At 29.5% G+C, this 23786-nt stretch carries 23 protein-coding genes and 1 pseudogene; 5 read left to right on the top strand and 19 right to left on the bottom strand.

Annotated features, from left to right (window positions below; translation table 11 throughout):
* Nucleotides 1-5 precede the first annotated feature (5 nt).
* Nucleotides 6-1679 carry a sensor histidine kinase gene (locus KPL37_RS02975; protein WP_216145947.1) on the bottom strand — a complete coding sequence of 558 codons (1674 nt, stop codon included), beginning with the start codon at nucleotides 1677-1679 and terminating at the stop codon, nucleotides 6-8.
* A 331-nt stretch (nucleotides 1680-2010) separates the two neighbouring features.
* On the opposite strand from KPL37_RS02975, the gene KPL37_RS02970 reads away from it, so the two are divergent.
* Nucleotides 2011-2619, top strand: a complete 609-nt coding sequence (locus KPL37_RS02970) for a 3'-5' exonuclease (protein ID WP_216146046.1) — start codon at nucleotides 2011-2013, stop codon at nucleotides 2617-2619.
* 31 nt (nucleotides 2620-2650) lie between these two features.
* Here the strand turns inward: KPL37_RS02970 and KPL37_RS02965 are convergent, their stop codons facing one another.
* A complete protein-coding gene (locus tag KPL37_RS02965; protein ID WP_216145946.1) occupies nucleotides 2651-3070 on the bottom strand; it encodes an acyl-CoA thioesterase in 420 nt (139 codons plus the stop codon).
* A 40-nt stretch (nucleotides 3071-3110) separates the two neighbouring features.
* Nucleotides 3111-3836, bottom strand: coding sequence for a hypothetical protein (locus KPL37_RS02960; RefSeq protein WP_216145945.1), 726 nt, complete (start codon nucleotides 3834-3836; stop codon nucleotides 3111-3113).
* A 236-nt stretch (nucleotides 3837-4072) separates the two neighbouring features.
* Between KPL37_RS02960 and KPL37_RS02955 the strand changes: the two genes are divergently transcribed.
* The gene (locus KPL37_RS02955) at nucleotides 4073-4237 is read left to right on the top strand and encodes a hypothetical protein (protein ID WP_216145944.1); all 165 of its coding nucleotides are present in this window, start codon (nucleotides 4073-4075) and stop codon (nucleotides 4235-4237) included.
* 42 nt (nucleotides 4238-4279) lie between these two features.
* On the opposite strand, the gene KPL37_RS02950 is transcribed toward KPL37_RS02955, so the two are convergent.
* From KPL37_RS02950 to KPL37_RS02895, 13 genes and pseudogenes are all read right to left on the bottom strand, one after another.
* On the bottom strand, nucleotides 4280-5377 hold the full coding sequence (locus KPL37_RS02950; protein WP_216145943.1) for a GerAB/ArcD/ProY family transporter: 1098 nt from the start codon (nucleotides 5375-5377) through the stop codon (nucleotides 4280-4282).
* A 20-nt stretch (nucleotides 5378-5397) separates the two neighbouring features.
* Nucleotides 5398-6555, bottom strand: a complete 1158-nt coding sequence (locus KPL37_RS02945; protein ID WP_216145942.1) for a Ger(x)C family spore germination protein — start codon at nucleotides 6553-6555, stop codon at nucleotides 5398-5400.
* Between the two features lie 37 nt (nucleotides 6556-6592).
* Nucleotides 6593-7702, bottom strand: coding sequence for a Ger(x)C family spore germination protein (locus tag KPL37_RS02940; protein WP_281418616.1), 1110 nt, complete (start codon nucleotides 7700-7702; stop codon nucleotides 6593-6595).
* Nucleotides 7703-7710: 8 nt separating this feature from the next.
* The gene (locus tag KPL37_RS02935; protein WP_216145940.1) at nucleotides 7711-8799 is read right to left on the bottom strand and encodes a GerAB/ArcD/ProY family transporter; all 1089 of its coding nucleotides are present in this window, start codon (nucleotides 8797-8799) and stop codon (nucleotides 7711-7713) included.
* Between the two features lie 2 nt (nucleotides 8800-8801).
* The gene (locus KPL37_RS02930) at nucleotides 8802-9914 is read right to left on the bottom strand and encodes a Ger(x)C family spore germination protein (protein ID WP_216145939.1); all 1113 of its coding nucleotides are present in this window, start codon (nucleotides 9912-9914) and stop codon (nucleotides 8802-8804) included.
* Entirely contained in the window at nucleotides 9911-11005 is a 1095-nt protein-coding gene (locus KPL37_RS02925; protein ID WP_216145938.1) for a GerAB/ArcD/ProY family transporter, read from the bottom strand. Before KPL37_RS02925 ends, KPL37_RS02930 begins: the two co-directional genes overlap by 4 nt.
* An 8-nt stretch (nucleotides 11006-11013) precedes the next feature.
* A complete protein-coding gene (locus KPL37_RS02920) occupies nucleotides 11014-12495 on the bottom strand; it encodes a spore germination protein (RefSeq protein WP_216145937.1) in 1482 nt (493 codons plus the stop codon).
* A 321-nt stretch (nucleotides 12496-12816) separates the two neighbouring features.
* Nucleotides 12817-12975 (bottom strand): histidine kinase, encoded by a 159-nt coding sequence (locus KPL37_RS20235; RefSeq protein ID WP_343216211.1) that lies wholly within the window; start codon nucleotides 12973-12975, stop codon nucleotides 12817-12819.
* A 183-nt stretch (nucleotides 12976-13158) separates the two neighbouring features.
* A complete protein-coding gene (locus tag KPL37_RS02915) occupies nucleotides 13159-14214 on the bottom strand; it encodes a histidine kinase dimerization/phospho-acceptor domain-containing protein (protein WP_216145936.1) in 1056 nt (351 codons plus the stop codon).
* Nucleotides 14214-14888: pseudogene (locus KPL37_RS02910) on the bottom strand (response regulator transcription factor). Before KPL37_RS02910 ends, KPL37_RS02915 begins: the two are co-directional and overlap by 1 nt.
* 220 nt (nucleotides 14889-15108) lie before the next feature.
* Nucleotides 15109-15873, bottom strand: a complete 765-nt coding sequence (locus KPL37_RS02905; RefSeq protein WP_216145935.1) for a hypothetical protein — start codon at nucleotides 15871-15873, stop codon at nucleotides 15109-15111.
* 263 nt (nucleotides 15874-16136) lie between these two features.
* Nucleotides 16137-16304 (bottom strand): zinc-ribbon domain-containing protein, encoded by a 168-nt coding sequence (locus tag KPL37_RS02900; protein WP_216145934.1) that lies wholly within the window; start codon nucleotides 16302-16304, stop codon nucleotides 16137-16139.
* Nucleotides 16305-16517: 213 nt separating this feature from the next.
* Nucleotides 16518-17747: an aminopeptidase gene (locus KPL37_RS02895; RefSeq protein WP_216145933.1), complete on the bottom strand. Its 1230-nt coding sequence runs from the start codon at nucleotides 17745-17747 to the stop codon at nucleotides 16518-16520.
* Between the two features lie 275 nt (nucleotides 17748-18022).
* Between KPL37_RS02895 and KPL37_RS02890 the strand changes: the two genes are divergently transcribed.
* Nucleotides 18023-18478, top strand: coding sequence for a hypothetical protein (locus KPL37_RS02890; protein WP_216145932.1), 456 nt, complete (start codon nucleotides 18023-18025; stop codon nucleotides 18476-18478).
* A gap of 120 nt (nucleotides 18479-18598) precedes the next feature.
* Here the strand turns inward: KPL37_RS02890 and KPL37_RS02885 are convergent, their stop codons facing one another.
* Both KPL37_RS02885 and KPL37_RS02880 read right to left on the bottom strand, forming a co-directional pair.
* Complete coding sequence (locus tag KPL37_RS02885; protein ID WP_216145931.1) at nucleotides 18599-20032, bottom strand: MFS transporter; 1434 nt, start codon at nucleotides 20030-20032, stop codon at nucleotides 18599-18601.
* Nucleotides 20033-20045: 13 nt separating this feature from the next.
* Nucleotides 20046-20486 (bottom strand): MarR family winged helix-turn-helix transcriptional regulator, encoded by a 441-nt coding sequence (locus KPL37_RS02880; protein WP_246578104.1) that lies wholly within the window; start codon nucleotides 20484-20486, stop codon nucleotides 20046-20048.
* Between the two features lie 401 nt (nucleotides 20487-20887).
* Here KPL37_RS02880 and KPL37_RS02875 point away from each other — a divergent pair, with 401 nt between their 5' ends.
* Together KPL37_RS02875 and KPL37_RS02870 are read left to right on the top strand one after the other, a co-directional pair.
* Nucleotides 20888-21397, top strand: a complete 510-nt coding sequence (locus KPL37_RS02875) for a DUF2179 domain-containing protein (protein ID WP_216145929.1) — start codon at nucleotides 20888-20890, stop codon at nucleotides 21395-21397.
* Nucleotides 21398-21639: 242 nt separating this feature from the next.
* Nucleotides 21640-22194: a sugar O-acetyltransferase gene (locus KPL37_RS02870; protein WP_216145928.1), complete on the top strand. Its 555-nt coding sequence runs from the start codon at nucleotides 21640-21642 to the stop codon at nucleotides 22192-22194.
* A 74-nt stretch (nucleotides 22195-22268) separates the two neighbouring features.
* Here KPL37_RS02870 and KPL37_RS02865 read toward each other — a convergent pair whose 3' ends face one another.
* Nucleotides 22269-23621: a pyridoxal-phosphate dependent enzyme gene (locus tag KPL37_RS02865; protein WP_216145927.1), complete on the bottom strand. Its 1353-nt coding sequence runs from the start codon at nucleotides 23619-23621 to the stop codon at nucleotides 22269-22271.
* Nucleotides 23622-23786 lie beyond the last annotated feature (165 nt).

Raw genomic sequence — 23786 nt, 5'->3', positions numbered from 1 at the left:
ATAAGTCACTCCCCTATTCTTCTTACCTTAAAATTAATTCTAGTGCCACTAGATAGTCTTTCTATTTTTAATCCTTCACCATAGATATGTTTTAGCCTATTATGAACATTTGAAATACCTATTTTATTACCTTCCATTGTACCCTCGTATACCTTCTCTATAATATCATTTGAAATTCCCACTCCATCGTCTTCAATTATTATCATAATTTCCTCGTTTGCAACTTTCTTAATTTCAATTATAACATTACCATAACCCTTACCTTTTAAAATACCATGTTTTATAGCATTCTCAACTATAGGTTGAATAATAAGACTTGGAATTTTAACATCTAAATTCTCTTCAATCTTATAAACTATATGCAGTTTTTCCCCAAACCTTGCTTTCTCTATCTCTATATATGCTTTTACCTGCTCAAGTTCAAGGTAAATGTCTACATGATTTTCTCCTACTTCTAAATTATACCTTAAGTAAGTGGATAAATTTATAATTAGCTCCCTTGCACGATTAGGATTAATTCTAATAAATGAAATTATAGTATTTAGTGCATTAAATAGAAAATGTGGGCTTATCTGAGCTTGAAGAGCTTTTATTTCAGCCTTATTTGCCATATGCTTTAGTTCTTCAAGTTTACTTATCTCTAACTGAGTAGAAATAAGTTGAGATAATCCTACTGCTAGATTTATATTTCTAATAGATATGGAATCCTCTGTGCAATAATATATTTTTAATGTACCTATCATTTTCTCTCCTTCTTTCAAAGGAGCTATAATTGCAGATTTCAAATTGCAAGTTAAGTTACGACAATCTATCTGCTTTGCATTGGTTAAAGAAAGTAAATTTCCATCTTTAATAACCTTTTTTGTGGCCTCCGTAACAATTCTTTGACCTTTTATATGATGATCAGCTCCTGCACCAACATGAGCTAATATGTACTCATTATTTGTTATAGCTACAGCATCCGCATGAATTGAATCTTTTATTATTCCACATATCTCTTCCAATGAATTTCCATTCATGTTTCTAAAATATGGCAAAGTTTTATTAGCTATTTCTAAAGCAATTTGTGCTTGTCTTGCTGCATCTTCTTCTTTTTCCTTATTTATTTTTTGAATTATTATTATTAGAATCGCAATCCCTATAGCATTGGTAAAGCTCATAGGAAAGTATATGCTTTTTACAATAGTTAATGCGCTCTGAAATGGATGTGCCATTAAAAGTATTAAACCCATTTCTAAGATTTCTACTAGAAGAGCACCAGTTAATCCGTATAACCACTTGTTATTTTCACTTGATTTTACATATATTAGACTTGCTACAATTCCTGAAATTATAGTAGTTAAAGCACATGGTATTGATGTAATTCCACCAGTATCTATTATTAATCTATGAAACCCAGATATAACTCCTGCAAGCATTCCCACATAAGGACCACATAGTATTCCCCCTGCCATTACTCCAATAATTCTAGTATTAGCAATAGCACCATTTATATCTGTCCCCATATATGTTCCCAATATACCAAATACGCCAAAAATAATTGCCAGCATAAGTAAATCTCTTTTTTTAAATTTATCCTTTTGCACAATTCTCTTAAAACTTCTTATCTTAGAAACAAAAAAAGCAATAAGAACCACATATCCTAAATTATTGACAAGACTTTTTAATAGTTCAATCATATATTAACTCCATTTCACCTAAAGGTACATTTACCTAAAGAATATCTTATAATTAGTATATACAATATTCTACAATATATAAAGCTTCAAAATCTATGTTATAATTAATATAACATTATTACTTTATTTTACGCAGAAATATGGGAGGGCTCATTTAACGACATTTCAGAAGGAAAGTCTCCTGCTTCTATAAGTGGGGTCACATACTACAACAAAAATAAAACTTCTGTGGAGTAGATAACAATTGATAATTGTTATCTACTCCACAGAACTACAAAGTGGTAAATCTACTTCTGAAGTCGTTAATTATAGCTCCGAAGGAGATGACTTAATGAGAATGATTTTTTTTGATACAGAAACTACTGGTATAAGACCAGGTAACATATGTCAACTTAGTTATATACTCGTTGATACTGACTATAAACCTACAAAAACAATAGGTAAAAATATATTTTTCACCGTAGATTATGTAGAACCATCTGCCGAGGATGTACATGGTTTTAGTGTAGATACTTTATTTGCATTAAGTGAAGGCAAAACTTTCGAAGATTCTTATGAAGACTTTATTGAGGATTTTATAAATGCAGACATTCTTGTAGGCCACAATGTTAATTTTGATATAAAATTTTTAACTCACGAACTTGAAAATTGTGGACATGCTCTAACCCCTAAGCATACATTTTGTACAATGAAATATTATAAAGATATATGCAAACTTTTCACTTCGCGTGGAGGGTATAAAAACCCCAAACTAGCAGAAGCCATAAAATTTCTTAACTTAAATGAAGATCAAATAAATTTGAAAAGCAATAAGTATTTCGGAGATGCTGCAAATTTTCATGATGCTAGATTTGATACCACTGCAACATATTTACTAGTTACAGAAGGGATTAAGAAAGGTTTTATACCTAAACATTATTTTACGAATCTTGCTAAGTAATAAATAATAAAACTATTTAAACAATAGATATCTATTGTTCAAATAGTTTTTTAAGTTTACACCACATATCTGCATTAACTTTTTTAATATTTACCACTCTAAATTTTTCGTTAACAAAAGCATGTGTTGTACTACCCTTAGCCAAAATTTTTCCATCCTCTTCTCGAACTACATTGTAATTAAATATCACCTTGACACCATTTAGTTCTTTCATAAATGTTTGGATAATAATTATATCCTCATATTTTGCCCCTTCTATGTACTTACATGAACTTTCCACAACTGGTAACATAATATTATTTTTTTCCATTTCTTTATATGTCATTCCTATTGCTGTTATAAATTCCGTTCTACCTACTTCGAAATAAACGTAATATTTTGAATGGTGAACAATTCCCATTTGATCTGTCTCTGCATATCTCACTTTTAATTTTGTTTCATTAATATACATATTCATGTCTCCAATCTAAATTTTTTTAATCCTATGAGTATTAAAACTCATATATTATACCATCACAAAATATTCTTTTAACAACTCTATTATTTACATATATTTCGATTACATCATCTATTTTTATATATAACTCTACAGGTAAATTAAGTTCATATGCAAAATTCCCTGATTTTATTTTTAATTTTGTCCTATGAATATGGGTTCTTCCCACTAAATCAGCAAGATCTGCACCTAATAACAAACCTTGTCCTGACATCAGACTATCAATTTGTATAACTGGGTAATCAGTTATCTTTGCAACAATAGGAATTAGATTACCAATTTTTTTATTACAAATATAATCTATCTCTTCATCTATAATTATTGAATCATTTTCAATTATAACATTATTAATATCAACTAAAAAATATGCATTTATTTGTGTCATATCTACTTTTTTATAATAAAAGTTTTCTTCAGAACGCATTATTCTAAGATATATAAGTTTTAATAATTCTTCATATGTATTATCTTTAAATTTTTTAAATTCTTTAATTATTATATTGTCTATGCTTTTACTTAGTCTTTGCTCATTAATTTTCCCTAAAATACTTTTACATCCTAAATAACTGGCTAGCTCAGATTTTATTTTATTTATATTAAAGTCCTTATCTGTAAGCTTAATATCTGTATTCGCAACCATAAATACATTAGTATATTGCGGATATGCAGATTGAATGAATCCTAAATATTTTCCGTTTTTACTGTATACATTAAAAGGCATATTACGTCACTTCCTTCAAAACTATTTTTTTAATCATAAAAATAAATAAAATACTTAATATTAATATTATACATCTAACCAAAATTCATACATATAGATTTGATAAAATATTATTTTGCTTTGTTATTTAAAAACAAAAGAATACCTCTACCATTTATAGAATTTTTTCGCACATATATTTTTATGATATTAGGGTTATATTAATATTATACAACAACATAAAAGGAGGACTATTTATGCACAATAATAAAAGTCACATGAAAACTGATGAAAAAAGTAATGCTGAACTGAGAAAAATGTTTCCTCAAAGCGGTGGCGATATAGGAATTGAAAATGGTGAAAAAATAGATGCAAATAATGATAAACTCACTAAACGCTCTAAATTATCTCATAACAAATAATACCTTCATCGTTAAAAAACTCTAGAATATTTCTGGAGTTTTTTAGGTTTTAGTTGACTTTCTACCTTTGTCTTTTATAAATATCAATATAGCAATAATAGATATGTATGCAATATTAAACAAAGTAACCTTCGGAATAATAAAGCCGAGAAAAGCTCTTCTTTGCACTTCATTTCCAACCTTTAAGCATAAGTAAATTACAATAGGTACTGTAAACCAATAAACCTTCTTTTTATCTTTAATTTTCAGTATATTACTTAAAATATATGTAACTGAATACTGATAATTTGCTAACGTCCTAAATATGGTTATACTCCATAAAAATAAAAATATAAAACGAAAGTTATTTAGTACCGGTAAATTTACTCCTACTGTTACTAGTAAAACTGGCCATAAGGCTTTAGAAGTAACCTTATATCCTAAATAATAGATACATATAAAAGTTGTCCAAATATAAAGTGACATAATTAAAAAACTAGATTTCAACACTACTGCTTTAATTTTATATTTGTTTCTCATAAAAGGATAAATTAAAAATATTCCCTCTAGTCCACCATAAGCATAAGCAGATTCAATGCTTGCCTTTAAAATATTTTTATACCCAGATCCAAAAATCGGAAACAAATTTAGGTAATTACCACGTTGCAAGCCTGTTAGTAACGTTAGTACCGACATCACCACAGCATAAAGAGCAATTATATTTATTCTTGCCAATACTTTTATACCTTTAACAGCTAAATAAGTAGCTAATAATATAGCAGGAATAAAAATCTTTATTGGGGTTAAAAAAGCTGTTACATAGGTCATATAAACATTGCTCATTCCAGATGCAACCCCTATCAAATATATACCAAACTGAGCCAAGAATAAAATGTTGCATATAGTGCCAAGAATGTCCCCTAAATATTTTTTACTTAAAACTAATATATCCTCTTTTGGATGTTTTTTTACATAATAAATAGATAAGAAGGCCAGAAATAGAGGATATACTCCACCAATAACAACCGATAGCCATCCATCCTGTTTAGCATCCTGTACTACTCCATTAGGTAATGATAAAAGGCCTACGCTGGTTACAAACCCCACTACCATTGCTATGCATTCGCTTTCTTCCAGCAATTTTTTTTTTGCTTTATCCATATTTTACTCTCCATGTACTTTTAGTACTGCCCTATTCCCATTTTATCAATTTTCACTACTACATTTACTTTAATATCTGCATTACTTACCTCATAATTCCAATCTACCCCAGTTTCTCTGCCATATTTAGCAGCAGCATATATTCCTAAATTTAAGCAATCTATTTTATATACATTTTTCATTTTATCTAAAAAATCATAACACATTTTCTCTATTTTCTTTTCCATGAGCTTTTCAAATTCTTTTTCATTTTCTTTTTTCATGTCTTTATATAATGTATTATCTATGATATCTCCCTGAAAATCTAACTCAATGCTGAATTCATATTTTCCTTCTATCTTATTACATTTTACCTTCCTTTTAACCATTGCATCATAATTTATATATTTATCTGGGCCTTCCTGCAGATTTAATATTCCTTTTCCTTTTTTCTCCCTAAGCATATTCATAATTTTACTTTCATCCATAGGTAATACGTAAACCATTTTACTCCCTTTAAATAATGCCATACCTGTATGGATGATATTATTATCCTTTATTTCTAAGTAAGGGAGTACTAAATTTTTCCCCTCAGAATCCAATGTTATATATATATTTATTAAATTATATTCCGAACTTAAAAAATTATAGTTTGTAGCATTTTTAATCATACCCTCCATATAGTCTGAAGAACTAGCATATCCCTCTACCTTAAACCTTAATATATCTTCGGCCTTCCCTTTACACACTGAAAAAATATTTTTATCATTAGTATTTGCATTTGAAAAAAATATATTCACCATATTAAGTATCCCATAGACTGCCTGTTCTTCGCCTATTATAGCCACTTTTTCAGTTCCAATTGTGTAAGGTTTACTAGACTTTAATTGTCTTTCTTCCCTTGTATCTCCAATAGTATCTGACTTTGCCATTATAGTACTACTTTCTCTTTCAATATTTCCTCCAGGAGCAATTGCTTTTTTAGTAGTGACCCTTACACCCTGTTTTCCCTTGCTTTTAAAATCATATAAGGAAAAAGGGACACTATATTGCACATTACCATTTAACTCTTTGTTAATATCATAACCAATGCCTGCGATTACATTTAACTCCTCCATTGGGCTTACTTGCAATTTTTCTGCATAAATTGAAGCTATAAGCACCACTAAAAACATAATTATTATTTTTTTCTTTTTCATAAGTGTCACCTTCTATTTTTTCTTACTTATCCTATATTTAATACTGTCCTCTTCCTAATTTATCAACATGTACCTTTACATTTACCTTAATGTCAGAATTAGAGACAACCTCATTCCAATCTACTCCTGTGTCTCTTCCATATTTTGCCGCCGCAACCCATCCTAGCTGCAGTAAGTCTACCTTATATTTATTCTTCATCCTATCCAAAAATTGATTGCACATTTCTTCCACTTGTTTCGCCATGTCATCTTCAAACCTTTTGGTTGCCCCTACGTTTGTTGCCATACCTTTATATAATTCATTATTAATAATTTCTCCTTCCAAATTTAAGTCAATAATAAAAGTATATTTATCCCCTACTTTTCTACATGTAATTTTTCTTTTAGATGACCCTTGATAATTTACATACTTATCCGAATCCTTTTGTATGGTTAATACGCCCTTCACTTTATTTTCTCGCAACATATTCATTATTTTTGTATCCTTCATATCCAAAACAGCAGCTAGCTTATCCTTTTTAAAAACAGCCACTCCTGTAATTTTAATGCCATCTTCCATTATTTCAATGTAGGGACTAACTACATTTTTGCCCTCTGCATCCATAGATAAAAATGCATTTTTTAACATGTAGTCCTCCTTGAAAAAATTATAGCTTACTGAATTTTTAATCATATCACTTATATAATCTGCTGAATTATCATAACCTGGGGAAGTATAATTAAAATATTCTTCATTTCTACCTTTGCATACCACTAAAAATGCATTTTCATTAACTACAGTATTCTTAAAAATAACATCTATCATATCTCTTATTCCATATTTAGCAAATTCCTCATCTACTATATAAATTTTTGATAACCCTAAAAAAAATTCTTTACCTATTTTTTTTTGTCTATTCTCTCTTGTTTTACCAATAGTGCTACCTGTTCCAGTACCTAATAGAGCTTCAACACTTGCATCTTCTTTATATTCATTTGCAGTGGTAGTAACCCTATACATTATGTTCCCTTCACCATTTTTATTTATTCCATTTCCTACCCCCACAGAAATACCCAAATCCTCCACACTCTTCATTTTCATTTTTTCACCTCCCAAAAGAACCATAATTAATGTAATGCATAAAAAAACAATAAATATTATGTTCATATTTTTTTTCATTTTACCCCTCCTTTTTTTATCCATATTAAACTGGTGATGAGGGTTATATATAATAAATTATATATAATGCTGATTGGACAGCTATATTTTATAATTTCCTCCATTGCTACCTTATCTGGGTAATATATCCTTGCAATTGTAATAACCACAACAGCTAACAGTACATATGTCACTTTTTTATTTTTTATTTTTTTAAAATCATCTAAGAAAAATATACACACATAATTAAAAATAGCGGCAGATTTAATTGCTATAATTATCCAGAAAAACGAGAAAATATATCTGAAATTATTTAATACTTCAACCTTTACTGCCGTTGTTACTGTGAAAAAACTCCATATTGTTTTAGGAATAATATCTTTTCCCATATAATATATTGTTATAAAAGTAATCCATGTATATATAATAGCAGTAAATCCTACTGCCTTTAAAGCTGAACTCTTAATCTTGCCACTATCGTTTATAAAGGGGTAAATTAAAAATATAAGTTCCATTAATGAGTAATCATAAGCAGAGTACACGCTCCCTTTTAAAATATTTACAATCCCTGCTCCAAAAATAGGACTTATATTTAAAATGCTTCCTTGTTTTAAAATAGAAATGGTAGGTATAATGACTACTATCAACATACAAAATGTGATACCACATAGCCTTCCAAGCACTTTAATCCCTTTATTAGCCGCGTATATTCCTATAAAAAATAAAACTACATAAATTTTAAAAGGACTTAACATAGGTGATGCTTCTGTTCTTACAATTAACCCAATTGTTGTAATTAGTGGTGGGAAAAAGCTAAAAAAACTTAGTAAAAACAGAAAATTTAATATGCTCCCAAAAGTCTTTCCTAGGTATCTTTTACTCAGCACTAGAATATTATCCTTAGGAAATTTCCCACTTACATATATAGCTAAAATAGCTATATATAAAGGATATAGAGCCCCTATTATTACAGAAATCCACTCATCCTGTTTTGCAATAGCTATTGCCCCATTCGGTAAACTTGTTGCCGTTACATCAAGCATAATCCCTATTAATATAAAAGTAACTTCATTTGGAGTTAATAGATTTTTCTTTTCTATCTGCATTCCTAATAATCTCCTCTACCCTGTAAATCTGCATTAACTTTTACATTTACTTTAATATCTGCATTTGAAACTACTTCATTCCAATCAATTATTTTCTGCCTTCCATACTTGGCAGCCGCCTCTTTGCCAAGTGAAATACAATCCACCTTATAATCACTTTTCATTATTTTTATAAAATCATAACCTTGCTTTTCCATCTCTTTTCCCATATCCTTTTCAAACTTTTTCTTTTGTTTTATATCCTTTAACATACCAGCATACATTTCATTATTAGTAATTGTACCTGTGAAGGTTAAATCAATAATAAAACTGTATTTATCTCCTTGCTTATAGCATTTCACTTTTCTTTTACCCGTTTTTGCATCAAAATCAATATACTCTTTAGGGCTCTTTTGTAAAGTTATTATCCCGTGTACATCATCATTTTTTAATAAATTAAGTATTTTACTTTTTTGTATATCTAAAACCTTTACCATTTTATCCTCTTTGAAAATAGCCATTCCAGTTATTTCTATTCCTGCATTTGTTATTTCTATATATGGAAGCGTCAAACTTCTACCCTCAGCTCCAATCCTCACATATGCATCTATTAACTTGTAATTGTTTGAAAAAAAACTGTAATTGCCATAAGCTTCTATAATACCCCCTATATAATCTGAAGAGTTATTGTAACCCTTTTTCTTGTATTTTAAGTAATCCTCTGCTCTGCCTTTGCATACAACCATATAAGCATCATCGTTTGTTTCTGGATTTCTAAATCTATCATCTATCAAGGTTTTTAAACCATACCTTGCATAATCCTCGCTAATCAAAACTACCCTTTCCTGCCCCTGTATAAACCTTTTATTCATCTTTTCTTGCCTTTTCTGAGTTACTTCTCCTAAATTTCGACCTTGCTCTGTAAATAACAAATTTGCTTGCTTACCACTGCCTTTGTAAACATTTGTATTAATTGGCACACTATATTCAATAATATTTTGACCTTTTTTCTCTATATCATAGCCAATGCCATTAATAGTTACTACCTCTTCAATAGGGACCCGGTCTTGCCCCATCATAATAAACGTATAAATAATAATTCCAATGATTATTATGAAATATTTTTTTTTATTCAAGCTTTCCCTCCTTCCTTAAAAAATATAAATACAGCAATAGCCGTCATATAAACTAAATTAAATATGATATACCAGGGCAAAACAATATCGTTAATTTTTTGCCTACTTATTTCATTGCCAAATCTAAAAGCTAAATATACAAATAATGCATACATTAAAAAATAAATTTTTTTTATCTCTATTTTATGTGCAAACTCTTTTAAAATATATATACTTGCATAAGCGTTAATACTAATAGTTTTAAATGCAATTAAACCCCAAAATGTCATAAAAACATATCTAAAATTATTGATTATTGATACGGTTATAGTTTCTGTTACAACCAAAAATGACCAATAACATTTGTTCACAATATCTGGGCCTAAATAATATATGGTTATAAAAACACACCAAACATAAATAGCAATAGCTATAGTTACACTTATAAGAGAAGATTTAAGCATCTTCTTTTTCTCTTTTAGAAAAGGATAGATTAGTAGGATTATTTCCGCTCCTGAATAAGAATAATTTGATTTTATAGCTCCCTTTGCTATTGAACTAATCCCTGAACCAAATACAGGATAAATATTTGTCATATTAGGAAAGCGTAAAGCTATTATAGGTGATAAAAGGAGAACGATTGTAACATAAAAAGAAATTTCACATATTCTTCCTATAACTTTTAAGCCTCTAGAAGCGGCATAAATAATACATATAAATAGGATAGCTAGAAGCTTAAAAGAAGTTAAAAATCCTACTATATAACTTCGCATTAAGTTACTATAATAACAAGCAACCATTGATGATATAAAAATGAAATAACTAGCAAAAATTAAATTAAAGAAACTTCCAAAGATTCTACCAAAATACTTTTTACTTAAAATCAATATGTTATCTTTAGGAAATTTTTTACTTATATAGCTAGCTATGATTACAACATATAAGGGATATATTCCTCCTATTAAAGTAGAGATCCATCCATCCTGATGAGCCTCTTTTACTACACCATTTGGAAGTGATAAAACACCAACTCCAACGATGGAACCGAAGATAATAAGGGCAAACTGACTTACCGTTAAGTACTTTTGTTTTTTACTCGCGCTTCTCTCCATTTTATTCACTACCTTTTTTTCTTAAACTTATTTCTAAAATCCGTCTGCCTTATTGGATCACCATTTGGAACTACCTCTGGTCGCTTGTTCATCTTCCAAAGTGGTGCTCTAATAAAGGTATCCTTCATGTCACTTTTACGGAACTCAAAATATGGTACTCCAAGGCTATCTAAAGAGGATAGATGAACTAAAATTAAAAACCACCCTACTGCTATTCCAAATATACCCATAATATTTGCTAATACCAGCATTGGAAACCGTAACATTCGAATAGAAAGAGACATATCATAATTAGGGATTAAGAAGGTAGTAATTACAGTAATTCCCACTATAAGTAAAGTAGTAGGACTAACCATTTTAGATTGAATTGCTGTATCACCTATAATGATACCTCCTACTAAACTTAAGGTTTGAGCTATTTTAGTAGGTAGCCTTAAGCCACCCTCTCTTAAAAACTCCACAACTAGTTCCATAGCTACAATCTCTAAAAACGGAGTTAGAGCAATTCCTACCCTTGACTGAACAATTGGGGTTACAAATTTTATTGGTATAAGTTCTACATTAAACTTTATTAGTGTTAAATAAATAGAAGGTAAGGTAATAACAATAATCGCCGCTAGAATCCTAAGAATTCTTACAAAAGAGGATAAAACAGTTCTTTGAGTATAATCCTCCACAGCCTGGAAAAATTGCATAAACGTTGCTGGATATACAAGCACCATTGGCGTTCCTTCTAAAACAACAAGTATTCTCCCTTCCACCATATTTCCAATAGCTCTATCTGGCCTTTCCGTGCTATCAACTTGTGGAAAAACCGTATAAGCATAGGATTCAATATATTGATCAAGTGCTCCCGCTGAAAGTACAGAATCTACATCAACAGATTCTAATCTATTTCTTAATTCTTCCATTACTTGTTTATCTACTACATCGTTTATATAAACCATTGCTACGTCACTCTGCGTTCTACTTCCTACATTAAATAGCTCAATTGTGAGATTCTTATCCTTGACTTTTCTTCGAATAAGGCTAATATTAACTTCTAAATTCTCTACGAAACCATCTCTTGGTCCTCTCGATGCAGTTTCATTCATAGGCTCCATAATAGCACGTTGTTGTCCACCTGTAGTGTCAGCTATTATTACTTCTGAAGCGCCATTTATTAGCACAGTCGTTTTCCCTCTTTTAAGGTGATTAATCACTACATCTAAATCAGCTTCTATCAATGTATTGCTCATAGAAATGTACCTCTTACAAAGATAATCTCCTATATTAACCTTTCCATTTAAATTTTCCTGTATATGAAGCATAAGAGGATTTAATATGTCTCTATCAATGATATCTTTGTTTGTAATTCCATTAACATAGATAATCGCAGCTTCTAAAGGCTCATCACTTCCAATATAAAAGTGCTTTACCACCATAGGACTTTGCTTGCCTAACCCATTCCTAATTAAATCTATATTCTCGCTTAGCTCTCCATTTTCCATTGCTATCACCCTATCCTTATACCATAGATAATTACTTTAAAATTATAAATTTATACTTATAGTTTCTCTAATTAAATATTAAATATCCATTTTATTTCTCCTATGTTAATTTTAAATATATGCTTATTTAAGCATTAGCTTTTATATATTAATATTATTTGTTTTACTATTATAAGCTTACTAATACTTTTAAAACAAAAGATTGTTTAACATTCTATAAATTAGGTATATAAATAAGTTTTACAAATTAAAGCATAAGAGCACTATACCCTTACTGATTAACAGTAAGGGTATAGTGCTCTTATTTTTTATTGATTTTCACTAATCTACTGGTAACTTTATATAAAAAGATACCCCGTCATTCTCATTTACAGCATAAATTTCTCCACTATTATATTCAACTATATATTTAACTATAGCCATTCCAAGTCCAAACTTTCCGGCTCTACCTTTTTCAAATTTATTAAATACTTTTTCAATATCTTCCTAAGAAATTTTTTCTCCATCATTATGAATACAAATAATAACCAAATTCTCCTTTTGCTTAATCGATATGTTTATCTCTTTCCTTGCATATCGAATTTGGTTATCTAAAATATTTTCAATCACAACAACCCATTGTTCTTTAATTCCCTTAAATTTTATATTAGAAATATCTATATTTCAATTTATGTTTTCATGTGCGAATTTAAGTTTACCTACAACATCCTCAACTATTTCTTTTATATTAATCTTTTTATAGGTTGCTCGATGTTTTGATAAATATTCTAACTTAGATAGATATAATAAATCTTTTATACGTTTTTCTAGTCTTTCTGCCTCACTACTAATTATTCCCATACTACTTTTCAAGTCTCCTTTAGGAAATATACCATCCCCTACGGCTTCTGAGTAACTTCTAATTACCATAACAGGAGTCTTTAGCTCGTGTGATATGTTCTGAAGCATCCACTGTTGACTCTCATCTCTCTTAATAAGTTCTTTTCTCATGTGTTCGATAGATTTAGCTAAACTTCCAATTTCATCTTGCCTTTCGAATACAATAGCTTCATCCCATTGCTTTTCAGCAATTTTTTTTACATTTTTCTCAAGTTTTATTAATGGTGATGTTATGTATTTCGCAAGTGTTAAAGCTAGACTTAGACTAATAACTACTGCTATAAAGGTAATAATTAATAATTTTTGTAACAAGGTTTTAAGAAGACTATTTCTATATGTATCCCACATGTATGATAGTAAAAATCCTGATTTATTCACATTACTATACTTAGTAATAACATAAAAAATTTTTTTATCACCTATCTTCTTTACATACCTTTTACTTAATTTATTTTGCATTTCACCTTGTTTAATTATTTGTTCAACAAATTCCCTTTCAACATTCAATGATTTTGCTACTTTAGTTATCTTTAAGTTTGTAGCACCTTCAATACCTTTTTTAGGTATTTGAATATGAGTAACCGATCGTATATCTAACTCTTGTGTATTACTTTCTATATTGGGATATTCAATATCAAAATTCTTATATAATCTTTTTTTGATAATATTATTTTGTGCACCTTCAATAGTACTATACACTTCATTTGTAAAGAACTCTCTTAAAATTATAGGAAAAAATAATGCTAGTAACATACTAAGACCAATTATTACTGCTGCGAATGCAATACCAATTTGAAAAAATAGAGATTTGTTTTTCATAAAACCATCTTTAGTATGCATTACCTTGATAACCTATAACCATAACCATATATTGTTTCAATGTTCAAATCAGGCAATTTTTTTCGCAATCTCCGAAGTAAATCATCTACAACCCTATCATTACCAAAATAATCTTCACCCCAAACTCTTTCTAAAATTTGTTCCCTTGAGAACGCCTGACTTCTGTAATCCATAAAAAAAACAAGCATATCAAATTCCTTAGAGGTAAGTTCTATTATCATCCCATCCTTGCTTACTTCGCGAGTATTCTCATCTACCAAATAAGAACCTAGCATTATATTATTTTCTTTTAACTTAATTGTTGGATTTTTTTAAACTCTCCCTAATAGCTTTCTTGTCCTTATTATGAGTTCTCTAGGCAAAAATGGCTTTGCTAAATAATCATCAGATCCTAGCTCAAGTCCTATTATTTTATCTAAATCTGCATCTCTTGCTGAAATAAATATAACTGGTGTTAATTCATCATTAGTTTTAATCTCTTTAATCAATTGGTATCCATCTATATCTGGGAGCATAATATCTAAGATCCACAAATGTGGTGCGTTATGAATTTCTTCTTGTGCATCTTTTCCTTTTAAAAATGATGTAACATTCCACCCCTCATTTTGTAGATATGAGGTAAGTATGCTATTTAAGTTTTCTTCATCTTCAACTAAATATATAGTGTAATCCATAATTATCCTCCTACTTTATATAATTAAATTTTAAATGCATACAAAATCATCTTATTTTATTGATGCTCGGATATTTACTTATATTATAATACAGTTCCTCATATTTATAAATAATTTTAATATTCTATAACCCATTAATTTATTATCTATTAAAAAATAGATAAACAAAAAAAGACTATATTTAATTAAAAATATAGTCTTTATCCCACTTTCTTTCATATTATGCTGGTGTCTGATTAATTAATTGTTGTAACATCGTATTTAACTCATTTATATTTTGAATGTATATATTAAAACTTTTTTCAATGATTTTAGAATCTTTTGAGTCGATAGAAATTACAAAGTTTTTAAAGCTTCTTATTACTACATCCTTTTTCACTTTTATATCATCTTTTTGCGTTTTGTTTTCATTTTTAAATTGGTCTTTTATACTTTTAACTTGGAGTTTTTTCTCTTGTTGCTTAGCTATTAGCTGCTCTTTAGCTTCTTGCTTTGTTATTTTACCCTTTTGCGCCTTAAGTTCTATAGCAGTCACCTCAGTTTTAAATTCATTCTTTAAAGGTAATGTGTCAACATTTATTTTTTCTTTTCTTATATTAATAATTTGTTTTGCTAATTCTTTAGTTTTAGTTACAGAAGCATACCCTTTTTTAGTTGCACCCGGCACGTATTTTTCTGCATTTTGAAGAGCTTTATCATACATTTGTATTTTTGCTTGTAAATTTTCCTTTTGCCCCTCCTGTTTTTCTTCTTTATTTGTTAATAATTTCTTATCGGTTTTGCAACATTCCATCTTACAATTAGCTGCCATACTACACTCTTTACAGCAATTCATTTTAGAATTAGTTTTAACGCTATTTTCCTTACATACTTTCATATCACATTTAGGTGTTACATTATTTAATGTACCCGCAAAAACAGCACTTGGTGCTAATATTGCCATTGCTAGAGTTGTTGATAATATCATTTTTTTATAATTTAACATATAATCCACTCCTCAATTAATTTATATTAGTTATTCTATCTATAAATACATTATATTCGACAACTTTCGAATAATTATCTCAATATTATGTGAAATTATGTGATTGTAATATATTTCCTAGTAAATATTCTACATTTTCTTTGCAAATAAAAAAACCTATAAAACCAAGGTTTTATAGGGTATATCTACTTATTTTAACGACATTTCAGAAGGAAGTTTCCTTCTGAAGTCGTTAATATACAGCTCCACAGGAGATGATTTGACTATCTTCCGTAAGATGAGTTATTATTTTGTTGTTTTCTTGCTCTTCTACAATCAGCGCATCTTTGTGGTTCATTTTCGAATCCTTTTTCTTTGTAGAAAGCTTGTTCACCCTCAGTAAATACGAATTCTTTACCACAATCTTTGCAAATTAAATTTTTGTCTTCCATTTTAAATATTCCTCCTTTTATTTGAAAATAAGATCTAAATTTGATTAACAATAATTTCCTAAATAAAAGAGGATATGTTGTTTATCAGATTAGATTCTATTAAATAGTAATTTAAAATTACTATTTAATACTTATATTAACATATCTAAAAAGCATGTACAATATACTTTTCACCATTAACAGAACTTTTTTCGTCCATTTGCGAACAAGCTATTAAAATGCAAAATTTCCATTTTCAAACACAGATACCTCTTTCCCATCTGCTGTGATACCAATTATTTGTAGGTCCTCTGTACCAACCATGAAGTCTTCATGTACAAACGAATCATTAACTTCTAACTCTTCAAGTTCTTCAGCACTTAAATTTTCACCATTTTTTATACATACTGGATATGCCTTTCCTAGAGCTAAATGACATGATGCATTTTCATCAAAAAGCGTGTTGTAAAATAATATATTTGAGTTTGATATTGGAGAGTCATATGGCACTAATGCTACTTCACCAAGGTAACACGATCCTTCATCAGTTTCAATAATGCTCTTTAAAATATCATAACCACTTTCTGCTTTGAAATCTACTACTCTTCCTTTTTCAAAAGTAAGCGTAAATTTATTAATTAAATTACCATTATAATTTAAAGGTTTAGAGCTTACTACTATGCCGTTAACTCCAGTTTTTTTAGGTAGTGTAAATACCTCTTCAGTAGGCATATTCGCTATGAACTCTATACCGCCAGGAGTATAATCTGATCCTCCAAGCCATAAATGGTTTTCTGGAAGTTCTATTTTTAGATCCGTGCCCAATGAATTTTTATATTGTAGATATTTAAAATTATTCAAATTTAAATAATCCATGCTTTTTTTCAGATTTGATTTATGAGTTTCCCATGAAGCAACAGGATCCTTGGTATCCACTCTCACTGTTTTAAATATAGCATTCCAAAGTTTTTCCATTGCTTCTTCCTCTGAAACTTCTGGGAAAACTTTATTTGCCCAAGCTTGTGTTGGAATAGATGCAACACACCAAACATTTTTATTACTCATCATTCTATCTCTGTATTCTTTTATTGCAGTACTAGCAGCTTTATTTGATTTTGACATTCTCTCAGGGTTAACATCCTTCATAAGCTCCGGGTCAGATGCTGAAATGCTTAAGAATGCAGCTCCCTTTCGCGCACTTGACACATAAAAATCTCTTTGCCAATCTGGATATTCGCAAAATATCTCTTCTGGAGCAAACGTGAATTTAATTTTTGTAGATAATTCATCTCTCCAGGTTACTACCACCTCCCTAGCACCTTCTATATATGCTATTCTAGAAACTATTCTAGTAAAAGCAGCACACTCAATAGGAGAATTAATTACAAGTGTTTGATCCTTTTGGATATTAATTCCTGTCTTAACCAGTAAAAGAGCATATTTCTCTAATAATTTATTATCCATAATTTATCTTTAGCGGATAAGTACACAATGCACAAACTCACTAAATACTCACTTCCTTTATATATATATCGTGTACAAGGTATAAAGCCCCTTGTCGTGGCTAACTTTACACATAAACCAAATTAACTTTATTCTACTATATTATCTATAACGTACAAGAAAATTATACCATGAAAAGTTATTTAAGAAAAATACTATGAATATTTATTTGAATACATTCTAATATTAGGTTATGATTTACATAAAACGTATTAATGTCCATAAATAAAAAAGGGATGACTAATATCAAAACTGCAGTATTATTTTTTTCAAGAACAGGTACTAGTGAAAGAATAGCAACAAAAATAGCTGATGGCTTAGGAATCTCACCTATTCGGATTACTGATGATAAAAATTGGAATGGAATCTTTGGCTTTATAAAAGGAGGCTACTACGCTTCAACTAATAAAAGTGTAAATATTAAAATTAACGGTGAATATAAAGAAGCTGATCAATATGTTGTTATATCACCACTCTGGGCAGGAAAACCTACCCCTGCAATATGTGAATTTTTAAAACAAGTACCAGTTAACAAAGTAAACTTAATCTTAACTTGTAATGGTAGCAATATTGAAAGTGCTTTCACAAAATATGAAAATACTATAGGAAAATTAAAGGGACATTTTGGAATTGTTAAACGCTTAAAGGATGAAGACGAACGCATTAAAGATATAATTCAAGCTGTTAAGTAATCACCTTAACAATATTATAATAATAAAACTATGAAAATATATTTTCATAGTTTTATTAACTCTATTATCTTACCTTTCTTTTTATTTACTCCAAAAACACTAATATAGCTAATATATTTATTAAGAGTTTTCTAACTCGACTTTACTTGTATATAATCTTAAAAAAGTTAAAATTGCTCCAATTAAACAAATAATAGCTGCAACTATATATACACTTCTCATGCCATATATAAATGCATCATTTCGTCCCACTATATAATTAGTTACGCGATGTCCAATTTTATAACTCATTCTATTGTATAAAAGTGCAGTTGATAAAGCAATTCCGCATACCATTCCTAGGTTTCTTACAAGTCCATTAATACTTCCTGCAATACCTAACTTATCCTTTGGCACTGTGGACATTACTAAAGAATTATTAGGAGACTGAAATAAACCATTCCCAATGGTCATAACTGCTATATAAAACACCATACTCATTAGACTCGTTTGCTCATTTAAAGTTGACATTAAAAGTAGACCAACACTGTTAATCGCAAGCCCTATGAAAGTTAGAATCTCTGATCCTATTTTATCTGATAAATGTCCACTCAGAGGTGCAACAACAGACAATATTAACGGAGAAACCATAAGTATTAATCCTGTAAATGCAGGTGAGTACCTAAGCACATCTTGAAGAAAAAACGGTTGTATAATAACTGAACAAAACAACGCTACAAAAGATATAAATCCACAAAATATTGAAAGTGAGAATAATTTATTCTCAAATATTTTAAGATCTAACAATGGGTCTTTACGTTTCTTCTCCACAAATATAAATAGTATGAATGAAACACTTGATATCAAAAATCCTATCAAAATTATAGGCTGTGTAAATCCAATTTCTTGACCCTTCCCCAGAGCTACAAATAAAGGTATTATAGTAAATGCGAATAGCAATGCTCCATATCCATCCAGTTTAATCTTTTGTGTTTTATTTGATTTGGGAAGTATCTTAAATCCATAAAATAAAGTTATTATACCTATTGGTATATTTATTAGAAATATATATTCCCAACTAAAAGCATCTACTATAAATCCTCCTAGCCCTGGTCCAACCATTGCGCCAAGGGCTACAAACGTGCCCGTAATTCCAAGAGCCCTTCCTCTCTCATTTGCTGGAAACACTCCCGTTATAATTCCTTGACTATTTGCCATAGTAGCTGCTGCTCCTATCGCCTGAATTACTCTTGCTATAATTAAAACTGTAAGGGAACTTGTTATCCCACAAAATAGAGAACCCATGGTAAATAAAGCTATTCCGAATTTGAATACCTTAGTTTTGCCAAGCATATCCCCTAGTTTTCCAAAAACCAAGATAGCTGCTGAGATAACAATTAAATAACTTGTTACTACTAATTGAATTCCAGCTGTCGTTACATTTAAAGATTTAGCCATTACAGGTAATGCTACATTTACTATGCTACTATCTAAAGTACACATAAAAGTTACCATTACAACTATAAATAAAATTACCCATCTATTTTTAAAATTACTATTATCCACTGAACCCATTTTCATTCTCCTCTTATGCTTGTATTTTCATGTTTTTTATATTACTTAGAATCTTATTCAAAGAATCCATAGTAATTTTTTTCTCATCCTCATTTAAATCTATTGTTATTAATTCTACCAACTTATGTATTTTCTGAAGCACTTTTGGAATTATAATATTAGCCTTTTCCGTTAAATATAATTTATATGCTCTAGAATCAGTTTCATCTTTATTTCTATCTAAATAACCAAGATTAATAAGTTTTGTTATAGTTCTAGCAGACATTGCCTTATTGCAACCTATTTCTTCACTTATTTTATTTTGGCTAATACCTTCGTTACCCTTCAATTTAAGTAAGTATGGATATGATCCACTGCTTAATTCATATTCTTTTAGCACCTTGTCCAAATGAACCTGTGTACTTCTTAAAATTTGATTATTAAGTTTAAGTAGATACATTATGTCTTCGTCCAAAATACAACACCCCCTAGATAAATATATTTTTCTCATTTTAGTTGACACGTCAACTTTATTATAATAAGAATTGGTTGACTTGTCAACTATTAAGTTTAGTTTCAAATAAATGTTTAAAATCAAAAAAATTAATAGCATATTTAGTACCTTATAAATTATATATGTATAAACTTTTAACAACATTTTGGAAGCTTCAAGTCTGCCATCTTCTATAAGTGGCAGTTGTCTAGCATAGTAAAATTGCTTTGGTGGCAGTCTAAATCTGCTTCCAAAGTTGTTAATATTTCAGCGACCCAGGAGATGATTTAATGATATTTCTTGTAAACCCCTTCTAAATAAGGCATATTGTATTTATAATAGAAAATATACAAACAAGATAAATTAAGTTGGAGGGATTACATATGTTAGGTTTTATTATTATTTTTTTTGCTAAAATAGTTGAGGTTTCCTTAACTACGATTAGAATAGTCCTCATAACTCGAGGTGAAAAATTTTATGGTTCTATTATTGGTTTTTTTGAGGTTCTAATATGGTTGTATGTAATTGGTACAATGCTTGTTGGAATAAATGAAGCACCACTTAAAATGATCACTTATGCCTCAGGTTTTGCTTGTGGAAATTACATAGGTTGTATTTTAGAAGAAAAACTAGCATTAGGCCTAATTACTATAAATGCAATAGTGTCTATTAAAGATGGGTATACATTGGCCGAGCTATTAAGAAAAGAAAATGTCGGTGTTACTATTGTTGATGCAGAAGGCTTAAAAGAAGAAAAAAAAATGCTTATATTACATGTTAAAAGAAAAAGGAAATGTGAATTAATAAAATTAATATCAGATTCCCATATTAACGCTGTAATTTCTCTAATGGACACTAAAACTATATATGGCGGATATGGTATTAGAAAATAAAAATAAGGCAGATAAATAAACTATCTGCCTTATTTTTATTTGTTTATATTTTTAACTTCACTAAAAATACCATATTACTGTATAACATCTCTCTTTCTCTAACTTTATACCATATGCTTTAAATATACCTCGTATTGGTCAGTTTCTAACTACTTTGCCTTCTATCTTAAACTTTTATCCGTTCTTTAAGCCTACTATGATATAATTGAATTCAAAAGCGTATTTGATAAGGAGTGTTTAAAATGTGTGAAAAACAAAAGATGCTAAATGGTGAAATCTATAACGCATATGATAAAGATTTAATACTTTTAAGAAATAAAGCAAGGCATCTTACAAAATTATATAATAATACTGACCCAGAAGATGTTACTGATAGAATAAATATTTTAAAAAAACTATTTGGAAAAATAGGTGATAATTTTGAAATAGAACCTCCTTTTAATTGCGATTACGGAACTAATATTCACATTGGAGAAACTTTCTATGCTAATTTTAATTTTTTAGTTTTAGATGATGGACTTGTAAAAATAGGAGATAATGTATTAATTGCTCCTAATGTAAGTATATTTACTGCCACTCATCTACTTGATCCTAAGTTAAGGCCTAAAAATGCTGATTATACAAAAGCTGTAACTATAGGGAACAATGTATGGATTGGCGGTGGCTGTATAATAAATCCTGGTATAACTATTGGTGATAATTCTGTAATAGGTTCTGGAAGCGTTGTTACAAAGGATATTCCAGCTAATGTTGTAGCTGTAGGCAACCCTTGTAAAATACTAAAAAAAATTGATTAGACTACTAATAGAAAGTAGGGGGCAAATTACTGAAATATATTTCAGTAATTTGCCCCCTACACTTTAATTTTAGCTTAATCAGTTGGATGATTATATATCATCCTATCATATACATGGTTAAATCCCATTTTACGATAGAGATTTTTAGCCCTTTTGTTATCAAGATCTACATGAAGTGACAGATTACCATCTGTTAGTTCAATTGCACGCCCTATAAGTTCAGACGCCACGCCTCTCCCTTTATTACCTGGCTTAACACCAATATATGCAAGGTGGTAAGTTGGAATAAATCGTTCGAACCCCATATTTACTACAATGCAGATACCCTGTTCTTCACCATTTCGTTTCGCTATTAACAAAAAACCTTCCTTCATAGCCTTTTCTATAGCATCCACTGTCTCACCTACCGAATCATTATAAGTGGATAACCAATTACGCGTCATTTCAATTAACTCTTCTTTGTTTTTATCATCAAAGCTTTTAATTTCACATACTTCAATCTCACTTCTCGCATCATTTAAAATAATTAAATGTTTTCCATTACTTATCTTCCCTTGCTTAGCATTTTTGATAAACGCTGCCATTGCATATGATTCCTTCCTTGAGACCATAACACCCTCAAGTTCTCTTAGCATGTTAGCTGCATTTTTTAGATCAATTTCCTCAATTCCTATCATTTCAGCACGTGTATCAATAATTATTTTCTCAACTGTTGCAACTATACCTGTATAATCATCTTCCGTGTATAAATTAGGTTTTTCAGAATCTTTATCCTTATTTTTAATCCCACTGATTTGCATTTTACTAACGTACTCATCCAATGATTCTTTCCACGATGGGCTTGAACCACATATTAGTTCAGGTAACTTACTTAATTCCTCATGTACCCAACTTTTAATTAATCCACTGTAGACACTTGAAAGTGTATATCCAAGGCCCAATTGTATTGTAATTGTATCAGCCTTAAAATCCATACGTTCAAGGCACTCTCTTGTCATATCCTCTAATACAAGATGACTAATAATATTGTTTAGATTCCATTCACACATCAAATACATATTATTCTTTTCTGCTATCTCTCTCAAATGAGAACGTGTGATAGTATCCTTTTTATCTCGCATGTCAAATAAAATAGATTTATCAATTCTAGAAATTTTCCATTTTTCTTGTTTAAATAGAGGAACCTTAATCTCAATTTCATTTAATTTTGCAAATAACATTACTGATTGTATGTAACACTCAGAACCATCAACTAATATTTTTTTAAATCCATTAGCAATAGCATCTTTAACTAAAACTTCTGATATACGATCATATTTATGCCCTGATGGATTAGCTCCTTCAAGTTTTAAGTATATCTCTGATATACCTAATGCCTTTTCTAATTTTTTAGCTCTCATTAACGGTGTTCTTCCACTTTTTCGCATAATCTCTCCTTCAACACTTAATTGTGATTAAATCATCTCCTGGGTCACTGAAATATTAACGACTTCAGAAGGAGATTTATACTCCCATTGAAGTTTTCTATTTGTTATAATATGCAACTCCTACTTATAGAGATGGGAAACTTCCCTTCTGAAATGTCATTAAAT

The sequence above is a fragment of the Clostridium frigoris genome, from assembly GCF_018861865.1.
GTDB classification, from domain to species: domain Bacteria; phylum Bacillota; class Clostridia; order Clostridiales; family Clostridiaceae; genus Clostridium_AD; species Clostridium_AD frigoris.
The sequence above is the reverse complement of the archived record's forward strand: the minus strand, read 5'-3'. Positions and strand labels throughout refer to the sequence as shown.